General features: G+C 67.2%; 9 protein-coding genes. 3 read left to right on the top strand and 6 right to left on the bottom strand.

Going from position 1 to position 10,303, the window contains the following annotated elements; all coding sequences use genetic code 11:
• Nucleotides 1–143 precede the first annotated feature (143 nt).
• Together ITP53_RS50020 and ITP53_RS60780 are read right to left on the bottom strand one after the other, a co-directional pair.
• Nucleotides 144–920, bottom strand: a complete 777-nt coding sequence (locus ITP53_RS50020; RefSeq protein WP_195902537.1) for a serine integrase family protein — start codon at nucleotides 918–920, stop codon at nucleotides 144–146.
• Between the two features lie 2,295 nt (nucleotides 921–3,215).
• Nucleotides 3,216–3,407, bottom strand: coding sequence for a hypothetical protein (locus ITP53_RS60780; protein WP_195902536.1), 192 nt, complete (start codon nucleotides 3,405–3,407; stop codon nucleotides 3,216–3,218).
• A gap of 64 nt (nucleotides 3,408–3,471) precedes the next feature.
• Between ITP53_RS60780 and ITP53_RS50010 the strand changes: the two genes are divergently transcribed.
• Together ITP53_RS50010 and ITP53_RS50005 are read left to right on the top strand one after the other, a co-directional pair.
• Nucleotides 3,472–4,032, top strand: coding sequence for a PadR family transcriptional regulator (locus tag ITP53_RS50010; protein ID WP_195902535.1), 561 nt, complete (start codon nucleotides 3,472–3,474; stop codon nucleotides 4,030–4,032).
• A gap of 11 nt (nucleotides 4,033–4,043) precedes the next feature.
• Nucleotides 4,044–4,760, top strand: coding sequence for a VOC family protein (locus ITP53_RS50005; RefSeq protein ID WP_195902534.1), 717 nt, complete (start codon nucleotides 4,044–4,046; stop codon nucleotides 4,758–4,760).
• A 278-nt stretch (nucleotides 4,761–5,038) separates the two neighbouring features.
• Here ITP53_RS50005 and ITP53_RS50000 read toward each other — a convergent pair whose 3' ends face one another.
• From ITP53_RS50000 to ITP53_RS49990, 3 genes are all read right to left on the bottom strand, one after another.
• Nucleotides 5,039–5,491, bottom strand: a complete 453-nt coding sequence (locus ITP53_RS50000; RefSeq protein ID WP_195902533.1) for a DUF6262 family protein — start codon at nucleotides 5,489–5,491, stop codon at nucleotides 5,039–5,041.
• 113 nt (nucleotides 5,492–5,604) lie between these two features.
• Nucleotides 5,605–6,957, bottom strand: coding sequence for a tyrosine-type recombinase/integrase (locus tag ITP53_RS49995; RefSeq protein ID WP_207757564.1), 1,353 nt, complete (start codon nucleotides 6,955–6,957; stop codon nucleotides 5,605–5,607).
• Nucleotides 6,957–8,066, bottom strand: coding sequence for a site-specific integrase (locus ITP53_RS49990; RefSeq protein ID WP_195902532.1), 1,110 nt, complete (start codon nucleotides 8,064–8,066; stop codon nucleotides 6,957–6,959). Before ITP53_RS49990 ends, ITP53_RS49995 begins: the two co-directional genes overlap by 1 nt.
• 230 nt (nucleotides 8,067–8,296) lie before the next feature.
• Here ITP53_RS49990 and ITP53_RS49985 point away from each other — a divergent pair, with 230 nt between their 5' ends.
• On the top strand, nucleotides 8,297–9,157 hold the full coding sequence (locus ITP53_RS49985; protein WP_328818393.1) for a recombinase family protein: 861 nt from the start codon (nucleotides 8,297–8,299) through the stop codon (nucleotides 9,155–9,157).
• Nucleotides 9,158–9,200: 43 nt separating this feature from the next.
• On the opposite strand, the gene ITP53_RS49980 is transcribed toward ITP53_RS49985, so the two are convergent.
• Nucleotides 9,201–9,875 carry a hypothetical protein gene (locus ITP53_RS49980; protein ID WP_195902531.1) on the bottom strand — a complete coding sequence of 225 codons (675 nt, stop codon included), beginning with the start codon at nucleotides 9,873–9,875 and terminating at the stop codon, nucleotides 9,201–9,203.
• Nucleotides 9,876–10,303 lie beyond the last annotated feature (428 nt).

Below are 10,303 nucleotides of genomic sequence, written 5' to 3'. Positions count from 1 at the left end.
CGCCGCCAAACACGGCGCCGACGTCATGACGGCAATCCGCGACGCCCTCCTCGGACGCGCCTGGATGCCACCAGACCCACTACAAGCCTGAATCCGGCCACCGGCCGCGACAACGCACGCCCGAGGGTGACTACCGACAGCGATCATGCCGACCCGGAACGCTTCAGAGCTGAATGCGTACCCCGCAAGAGGAAGATCTGCGTCACCGTCGGCCCCTCGACAGGATGTGGGACCAGCCGGGTCTTGGTCTTGCCCTCGGCGCGCTTGGCCGCCACCGGGTGCGGGATCTTCTTGGCACGGTAGCCATAGCACGGCTTGCCCACGTTCCAGCCCTGCTCGGTGTGCTCGCAGAAGGCATCCCAGGACAGCTCCAGCATCTGCAGCACGTACCACTCGGCCACAGCCTGCTTGACCCGGCGGGTGAGCATCGGTGTGGAACGCTTACGTGATCGCCCGCCCGGTGGCCGGTCCAGCTGCGGCATCGGCTCATCGGAGGCCAGCAGCATCACGCCCGCCTGTTCCAGCTCGTATTCGATCTTCGTGCCGAAATAGATCCGGCGAGCGACCCGTTCCACTGACTCGCAGATGACGGCCGCGAAACGGCGGTCTGGCCGCTTGGCCTCGGCCAGCAGGTCCTGGATGCCGCCGTCACGGGCGATGGGGATGTCGAACGCCTCGTGTGCTTGACCGCGGCCGCGAGAATCGAGATCCATCCGTCCTGATTCGATGTCGTAGAAGTGCGCGACGATCAGAAACCCTTCGGGCAAGGCGTCCCGCGAGGCCCGTAGCTGGCGAGGCAGCGACAGCGTCGGGTCCTGCTGGTCGTCGGTGGACGTACGGCCCAGCCACGCTACCGACAGCGGGATCGCTGCGGCCTCAACGGCCCCCGCGGCTCCAGCTGTGTCCCATGGATAGCTCATGGTTTGTTCTGCCGGTGCAGACATCGAAGGATCTCCCAGATTGCGGCCAACTGACGCGCCTCAAGTTCGTCACCCTCTTGTCCACTCACCGTGACGATCTCAACCCGGGCGCGCAGTGTCCGTCGACGTGTGCGCTCGTCTCCGACAGAAGACGCCGACTTATCACGCTCTGGTGGTTCTGAGCTGGAGTTTTGTGGCCAATCACGCATCATCGGCCCCCATGACGGAACTGGCCTCGATGGAGCAAGGGGGCAGTCGTAGCGAGATACTCCCCGGTCCGTTGCCAGAGGGTCGGTCGCCCGATTTCCGGTGAACATTGCCGCGCCACGCGGTACCCACCGACGTAGTCAGGAGCGGCATCCGACGGCAACGGCGCCCGTCGCCGCCTACCCTTCGAGATTGCCGCTCCGCGAGCGGCACCAAACGATCGAGCGGCAGCCCATCATTGACTGACATCGATACCGCCGGCCTCGGCACGAATGGTCCATTTCCCGGTAGCAGACATTGCCCCCGGCTGCCCATTTTTGCATGCACCCTGTTTCCCTAAGCAGGTGTGAGTTGACCAGCATGTTGCGACAAGCCAATCACAGGGCTCTGGCAGGTCTCTGGCAAGCACTCTGAAGCTGTTTTGCCATAGCACGGCAGGCATGGCTGTTCTATGGCAAGAATCTGGCGAAGCCAGGGGTGGACCCGCAGCGGAATCCGCCAGACGCTCACCTGATGTTGCGCGTGAGTATCCGCCATAGATCTGCCGGAGAGCGCGTATATACCGGAGTGCGAGAGATGGATTAATCGCAGCCTGGAGTTTTCGAGATGGGCATCGAAACGCGTCACATGGCAACGGTCACGCGTTCGCCATTGGATGTTGCCGAGCGGGCCTTTCAATTGCTGTCCAGCCCGCCCGGCCAACTGGTCGTGCATGGTCGTGCGCTGGCTGCTGATCTTCCACGGCGTCCGATCACGTTGCACCTGTACCATCCACGACTGACCTGTGCCCGTAATTGGACACAAGTACGGCTATTGGGGAATGCTGGACAGTATGACGCGTAGAAAACCGCTGCCTCGCCCGTGGTTGTAGTGATCGCCATACTCGCACTCTGCGTTGGTGGCGTGACCATCTGGAGTATCGCCACCGTCGCTAGCTATGCGCTTGGTTGGCAAGTGCTCACCACTCTTGTGCTTATCCTCCTGGCTTTTGGACTTGGGGCCTTCATTTTTATCCGCGCCCGAAAACGCCGATGAGCTCCGTCCTTGCCCAGCTTATTGCGCGGCAAGGACAGAGCCCTTCATGCAAGCGTTCTTGCTCTCGACCCCCTTCCGAGAGACGAAGATGGCCGAGTTCATGCTCGTCACATGCTCTTCGGCACGCGTCCGGCACATCGGCGGGTCAGCGGCGAGGGTGAAATGCGCCGTTTGCGCTGCCGGGTACCGGCCACCTTTGGTCGAACCGTAAAGCCAGACCCGAACGATCTCCAAGAGAAGGGCTGGATGGAAGCGTTGGCAGGCGGGACACGCCCGACTTGATCGCAGGCCCGTCCAAGCAGTGGTCAAGCCGCCTTCGGCCGAGTTCACGCGCGGTCGACGCGGCGGCCGTCCATCTTACATAGCTCGAATAATTGATCCATGTTGACCTGCAGCCCTCGGCCCCTCGGCGGGTTTATAGACCTTGAGCGGTTGACGTTTGAGCAGTTGATCAAATGACTTGAGTAACTCTAAAACAGTTTCGAAACTCAAGAGCAAGCCCAAGATCAATAAGACTGTGTCTGTTTCCGAAGTCGTCTGCACGGATGCTCGAAGTGGTCTGCACGGCTGCGGCACACCCCCTGGACGCGGTGGCAGAACGGGCTGCGCTGGACGCCGCCCGACAGATCCGGGCGCGGTAGATCCCAGACGCAGACGATCTTCCGCAGCCGTGTCCGGCGCGTTCATCTAACGAACGTTTGACGAACGCAACGAAGGACACCCGGCCGAACGGGGACCTCCGTGCGCCGTGTCCGGTTCGGATGTTCATTTTGCCGTTTGTCGGTTTCCGAAGTCGCGTGCACGGATATCAGGAGTCGTCTGCACACGCGCGCTGAGGGGCGGAGCGCCGACGGCGAATGGGCGGTAGATGGCGGCGGCGAGGTAGAGGCCAGGACTGATGGGCTTCTTGTCGGCGAAGATCCGCAGGCAGCCCGCCTCGGTCAGAGCGGCCAGTTGCCGGTCCAGAAGCTACCCGGCGGCCGAGCGGGTCTTCGGCACCCTGATGCCGACCGGAACGGCCACCCCGACCTGGCGCGATCCCGCACCAGGCGGTCACTTCGGGGCGTCACCGTAGGGCGGATCGAGCGCCTGATGGCCGGCCGGACGGTGGTGATGGTGGCCCACCGGATGCGGACGGTCCAGCGCGCCGACCGCATCGCCTTCCTGGACGGTGGCCGGGTCGTCGAGGAGGGTGATCACGAGGAGCTGGTACGCCGCGGCGGCCGCTACGCCGATTTCCTCCACGTTGGTGCGGTAAGCTCCCGGTAGCAGCTAGCCAAATTTGGCTAGCGAAGTTCGGGAGGGTTCGATGAAGCCGGTACGGCTGCTGGTCCTGGGCGCGCTGCGCAGGCGCGGGAGCGCCCACGGCTACCAGGTCCGCGCGGATCTGGAGTCGTGGGGCGCGCACGAGTGGTCGACCGCCACCTCGGGCTCGGTCTATCACGCGCTCAAGAGCATGGCCGGTCAGGGCCTGCTGGTGACGCACGAGACGGTCGCCTCCGAGGCCGGGGGGCCGCCGCGGATCGAGTACGAGCTGACCCAGGAGGGCGAGCGGGAGTACCTCGACCTGCTGGGTCAGGCGCTGGCCGACCGCGAGCCGAGCCTGGACGTGCTGGGCGCCGCTGTCGGCCTCATCGAGGACCTTCCCCGGGAGCGGGCCCTGGAGTTGCTGCGCGAGCGGGCCCGCGCCATGCGCGAGTGGCGCGCGAGCATCACCGCGTACCTGCCCGAGGGCACGGATCTGGCGACCTGGGGCCCGGTGGGCGAGGTGCTGTCCCTGTGGCTGAGCACCGCCGACGCCGGCGCCCAGTGGACCGACCGGATGATCCGCCGCCTGGAAGAGGGCGCGTTCACCATGACCGGCGAATAGGAGTTCCCCCGATGGCCAACGAGATCGCCATACCGCTGCTTCCCTGCCGCTCCATCGACGGGATGGTCGACTTCTACACGATGCTCGGTTTCCGCCGGATCTACTACCAGGTCCGGCCGAACCCGTACGTGTTGCTCAAGCGCGAGGATCTCCAGCTGGGCTTCTTCGGCATGCCGGAGGCGTTCAAGCCCGAAGACTCCTACGGGACCTGCGTGATCGTCGTGCCGGACACCGGAGAGCTGTTCGAGGCGTTCGCCGCGGGCATGCGCGCGGCGCACGGCAAGCTCCTGGTCTCCGGCATCCCCCGGATGACCCGGCCGCGCAGGCGGAAGAACGACGGCAACCACTCCGGCTTCGCCGTCATCGACCCCGGCGGCAACTGGATCCGCTTCATGGCCGCCCGCCCCCTGCCGGAGGAGGAGGCCACGAGCAGGCTCACCACCTCGCTGAACCGGGCGGTCGTGATGGGCGACTCCAACGGCAATCACGAGCGGGCGGCCGAGATCCTGGACGGCGCCCTGGAGCGGGACAAGGACACCGCGTCGGCGGCCGAGCTGCTGGAGGCGCTGGTCTACCGGGCCGAGCTCGCCGTCCGCGCCAAGGACCACGCCGCCGCCGGGCACGCCCTGGCCCGGGCGCGCGCCCTCACCCTGACCGAGGCAGAACGCGAGCAGCTCGCCCAGTCCCTGGCGGCCATCGACGACCTCGAGGCCGTGCTAGGTCTCTGACCGGGTACGGCGCTTGCGCGGGGCCGCCGAGCGGGGCGGCTGCGCGCGCATGTGGTCGCGCACGCGGGTCATGATGTCGCCGAGGTAGCGCACGTCCTCCTTAAGGACTGCGCCGTAGGTCGGGGTCTGTGCTCAGCTCGGCTGGCCCGTGTTTGGGCAGGCCGTGTTTCACAGGTGAGGGTTATCTTGAGCCGCTGATTGTTGCGGGCCTCTGACCTGGGCGGCCTTGTTGGAGACGGTGTCCGCAACGAGGCCGCGGGCGGTCTGAGACGCGTTGGTCAGCAGGGGCCGATCGTTACCGAAGAGCGGCTCGCGGGAGCCGGTGCGGGAGCGGACTTGTCCGGCTCGCGTCCATCGGCCAGTCGAAGGCGGCCGAGCGCTTGGGCGAGCTGTCGGCGGAGCCTGGAGTTCTCCTCGGCGAGCTGACGGTTGCGGCTGTTGGCGGCTTCGAGGCGGCGTTGTAGGGACGCCTCACTGCTGCGTTGACGAGCCGGCACGGATGGCTCTGTGGTGGGCCGGGCCGTGGTGCGGAGCCTGTCGATCTCGGCGCGGATGTCGGGCTGGGTGTAGAGCCAGGAGCGAGACACCGAAGCCTGCTGAGCGACGGTCTGGAAGGTGACCGGGGCGCCGGTGCGATCGAGCTCACGCAGCGCCTGGATGACCTTGGAACGAGTTAGCTCGTGCCGCTGTCTGGCTGCGGTGACCAGGTAGTGGGTGTTGTCAGCCGGCATCGGACACCTCGTTCGCGACGGGCTCGCCGTCCTCCTGCAGGGCATCGATGATGCGGTCGAGGTTGTCCAGGACCTGCTGATTCATCTCCGCCATGCGCTGATGGCCACGGGCCTCAGCGGCGGAGATGATCTGCAGGACCTGGCTGCGCTGCTGCTGGTGCTGGGGCAGGAATTCCGGGGCGGTGATGAACATCGGGCAGCTCAGGCAGGCGTTGGCGTGCGGGCAGGATTGCTGCACCGGCAGGCCGCAGTAGCCGTTGGGCAGGGCCTGGGTCGCCCGGCCGATCCGCTGTTTGGCCCAGGCGGCCGGCGAGGATGCCCGCCGGGTCGAGGGTGACGCTCTCCCCGCGGATGTTGACCTTGCGTGCCTGTTCCCAGTGCCGGCGGATGGTGGTATCGCTGAGCCGGGCGTAGTGAGCGGTCATCTGGTGGGAGTCGTGATCGAGGATGCGGCGGACGACTTCTTGGGGGACGTCGCGGTTGATGAGTCTGGTCCCGAGGGTGTGTCGCCACTGGTGCGGCGTGAGGTGGACCGGTCGTCCCCGTTCGTCGCGGACGTCGCAGCGTTTGAGCCACCTGCGCAGGGCCTGCCGGTAGCCGGCGCCGCGCAGCGGTTGGCGGCCCTGCAGGTTCCGTCGCGGGCTGGGGAACAGCAGCGGTGCGCCGTCCGGCCACTGGGCTCGGGCGCGCTGCTGCTGCTCGATGATGAGGTGCTGGAGTTCCTCATCGATCGGCACGAGCGCTTCGCGCTTCATCTTGTGGTTGAAGTAGCGCAGGTAGGGAGCTTGGTCACGGTCGAAGACGATGCAGTCGCGCGGCAGTTCGATGGCGTCGGTGATGCGCAGCCCGCAGCGGATCAAGATGACGGTGATCAGCCGGAACTCGGGGTGGTTCCACTCGTCGAGGTTGTCGGTGCGTTCGAGTTGCGCCATCACCAGCTCGTTCAGCGCCCGGGGCAGGCGTTGCGCGGTGGCGGGATAGTCCTCGGGAAACAGGACCGCGGTCGTGGGCAGGCTGGCGTCCCAGCGGTGTCGGCGGATCGCGGAGAAGAAGGTGTTCAGCTGACCGATCCGGTCGCGATGCCGGCCTGTGCTGAGGCCCTCGGCGTGAAGATCGGCGAGATAGCGTTCCACCACCCGCCGGTCGACCTGGGCCAGCCCTTCGATGCTGCTGTCCGCGAGGAACCGGCCGAAGCGGGCCAGGGCCTTCGCACCGCCTGATGCCGTGGCCGGGCTCAGGCCGCTCGCCAGCCGCCAGCAGGTCCAGCGCTTGGCGAGCTTCTTGAGCCAGGGCTGTGGGATGTCGTCGAAGGAGATCGTCGCTCGGTAGTCGCATTCGATGCCGAGTTCCTTCAGCCGCCACACGTCGCGCTCGTATTCATGGTCCCAGGCCAGGTGGGGGCGCTGCCGGGCGGCCGGGCGTCGTGAGGGAGCGTGATCCAGATCGGGGCTCAGGGACGAGGTCATCACAGCTGCACCTGCCGGTCGGCGAACCAGCCGGCGGCCTCCATCGCCTTGCGGGCGTCCTCGACCGTCAGGTGCCCGTATATGTCCATCGTGGTGGAGATGTCGGCGTGGCCGAGGATCTGGGAGACGACCTCGATCGAGACGCCGTCACGCAGCAGGCGCGTCGCCGCGGTGTGCCGATACCAGTGCGGGTCGAAGGCGATTCCGGTCTTGCGGCGCAGCCGCCGTACCAGGTCGTAGACCGCCGAGTAGGTCAGCGCGTGACCGCGGGGTTCGGCCCAGAGATTGACGAAGAGGCAGTCGGAGCCCAGGTCTCCGTACTCGCCATGCAGGTAGTCGGCATAAAGCCTGATCAGCTCCGCCGAGACCGGGATCGTGCGCGGCGTCTTGGATTTGGATCGGGCGCCGTTGTCGTTGACCCGCGGCTGGACCGTCACCGTCCGTTCGGCGGCCGCCAGGTCCTCGTGGCGCATGCCCAGCGCCTCGCCGATCCGGATTCCGCTGTCATAGAGCAGCGCGAGCAGGAAGCGGTCACGCAGCCGGTCGCACGCGTCCAGGATGGTCTGCACCTCGACGACGGTGAGCACCCGCGGCAGCTTGCGCGGCGCTCGGAGGCTGATCGTTCTGCGCGGCTGGAGCCCGCCCTTGCTGATGTGATGCAAGAACGGCTTCCAGGCCGTGTTCCGTCGCCCTGCCGACTGCCACGTGATCAGCAGCTCGCCCAGGTCGACCCCGTGGCGGGCCGCGTGCTGGTAGAACGCCGACAGCGCGGACAGTTTCCGGTTCACCGTCGTCTCGGTGCAGTGGTGCTCCACCGAGGGCAGCAGCGCGATGTTTCCCTCGCGCATGCCCGGCGGGCGGCGTAGCCAGGCCACGAACTCGCCCAGGTCCTCCAGGCGTACCTCGCGCCAGTCCAGCCCTTGCAGGCCGAGGAAGGTGAAGTAGTCCTTCAGATCGTGGGCGTACGCCTTGATCGTGTTGGGGGACCGTTCGATGTCGGTCAGGTACGCCAGATAGGCCTCGATCGGCTGGATCGGACCGTCGTCATCGCCCAGTACGGTCCATGACTCCAGCCCTGTGACGGGCGACAAGACCCGCTGCACCTGCATGCTTCCTCCGGTGTTCTGCGTGGTGGACGGCGGCAGATAACCACATCCAGCAGGCAGATCACCGGGGATAAGTCGTTCGTCATGGACGTCGTGGACAGCAGCTCTGGCGCTACAGGTAATGAATACCTATGAAACACCGCTCACGGCGGGGCGCGTCCAGGGCGAACACTGTTTCATGAGTCGGTGCAAACGGGTGGCCGTCTGAAACACTCCTATGAAACGATTTCGGAGTGCGTGACGACGACTTCCTCCGCGTGGAGGCCCACGACTGCCCGATGACCGCCTGCGCCGCCCCCGCCGGCTCGCCCTGCCGCACCGGCCGGGGCAAGGTGGCCGTCCAGTACCACACCGCCCGCTTCCGGCTCGTGCCCGCGCTCGCCAAGGCGCTCAACGTCCCCACCCCGGCCCTCCGCAAGCCGGGCACGGCCTGGGCCCAGTTGCCCCACCCGGCCGCGGCCGACGCCGAGCCGACCGGGCACGCACGGATCGGCTACGCCCGCGCTTCCACCGTCCGCCAGTCCCTCGACACCCAGCTCGACGCGCTCCAGGCCGCCGGCGTCACCCGCGTCTTCGCCGAGAAGATCTCCACCCGCGCCACCACCCGCCCCGAGCTCGACAAGGCCGTGACCCTGGCCCGGGAACTGCGCGCGGCCGGGGTGGCGGTCACCCTCGTGGTGCACGAGCACAAGCGGCTCGGCCGCGGCCTCGACCTGGCCGCCCTGGCCGAGCAGCTGCGCGCCGCCGGCATCGGGCTGGAATTCCTCACCGGCGAACTGCAGGGCTCCCACGACCCCTCGGGCGTGGTCTTCACCGTGCTCGCGGCGCTATCCGGGATGGAACGCGAGTACATCCGCGACCGCACCCTGGAAGGCCACGAATCCGCCCGCGCCCGCGGCAAGGCCATCGGCGGCGCCGCCGTCACCGACGACGCCATGCTGTCCATGGCCCTGCACCTGCGCGCCCAGGACCTCAGCCTGCGCGACATCGCCGCCCGGCTCGTCATCACCAGCGGCGCGAAGAAGGGCCGTCACCCCTCGGCCGCGACCGTCCTGCGCATGCTTCGCGACCACGACCAGCAGACCGCTATCTGACCGGCCGGACCCGTCAAGGCCCGGGAAACGGCTGAACGCGGAGCTATCGCAGGCGGATCGCCTCGGCCGCGCGGCGGCAGACCGGGTAGACCGGATTACCGCCGGCGTCCAGCCCTTCCACCAGACGGTCATCGATCACCACGATGTCCCACTGGCCCGGGGCGGCCATGCCCACCACCAGCCCTGTCAGCCATGGCCACGACGTCTCATCGGTGTCGCCGGCCGTCAGCGGGTGGCGGACTTGCACCGGCGACGCGTCCGGGAACGGGTTCGCCTGCCGGGCCAGCGCTCCCGCCAAGGTCTCCACGCCCAGCTCCAGGTCCGACTTGGCCAGCGTCTTGTTGATCGTGCCCGCGGCCAGCTCATCGGCCAGCTCCAGGATGACCGTGTTGCTCGCCGCGAACGCCTCCACCGCCGCCACGTACTGGTCGACCTTCGCGGCCTCGGCCGCGCTCAGGTCCTGGGCCTGCCAGCGCTCGCCGGTCTCGACCCACAGCCACAGGTCATCGCGCTGCTCCCCGAACACCTGCTTGATCCGCTCCACGGTGTGGTCGTCCAGCAGATGCGGAACGCGCCGCGCCGGCTCCAGGGTCCGCAACTGATCGCGGTTGGCGCCCAGCTGCTCCAGCACGACCGCAGTCATCATGTCCACGTCGGTCACCGGTCGCCACTCGGGCTCGGCCCGGCCGTCCCTGCCGCCACCATCGCCACGCGCCATGCCTCAGATCGTCCCAGACCGGCACCAGCCGCCCGCCGTACCTTCACCACATCGAGACCCGCGGCCAGCCTTCCGCACCATGATCATGATCTTCCCCACCCCCTCTGTGCGATGGAACGGGATCCGGCGTTAACCACGTCCGGAGGACCACAATGGCAGGGGGTCGCTGACCTGGGGGAACCCCGTTAGCGCCGGATTCCGTTCCAAATCTCTCTGACCCCCGAGAAGTCCCAGAGTTCATGCGAACTGAAGGGTCCTCAGGATGAACTCATGGAGCTTCACGCTCTATGGACGGTTCTGACCCTTGAGTTCGCGGGAACCGGCGGGATCTTGCTGCTCGGCTGCGGTCACCAGAAGCGCTCGGGCGTTTTCGGTGTAACGGATCGCGGTCTTGGGGTCGAGGCCGAACACCGATGCCAGGTGCAGTG

The organism is Nonomuraea cypriaca, from assembly GCF_015645445.1.
In the GTDB taxonomy this organism is placed as follows: Bacteria; Actinomycetota; Actinomycetes; order Streptosporangiales; family Streptosporangiaceae; genus Nonomuraea; species Nonomuraea cypriaca.
Note: the sequence above shows the minus strand (reverse complement) of the source record. Positions and strands in the feature narration are given on the sequence as shown.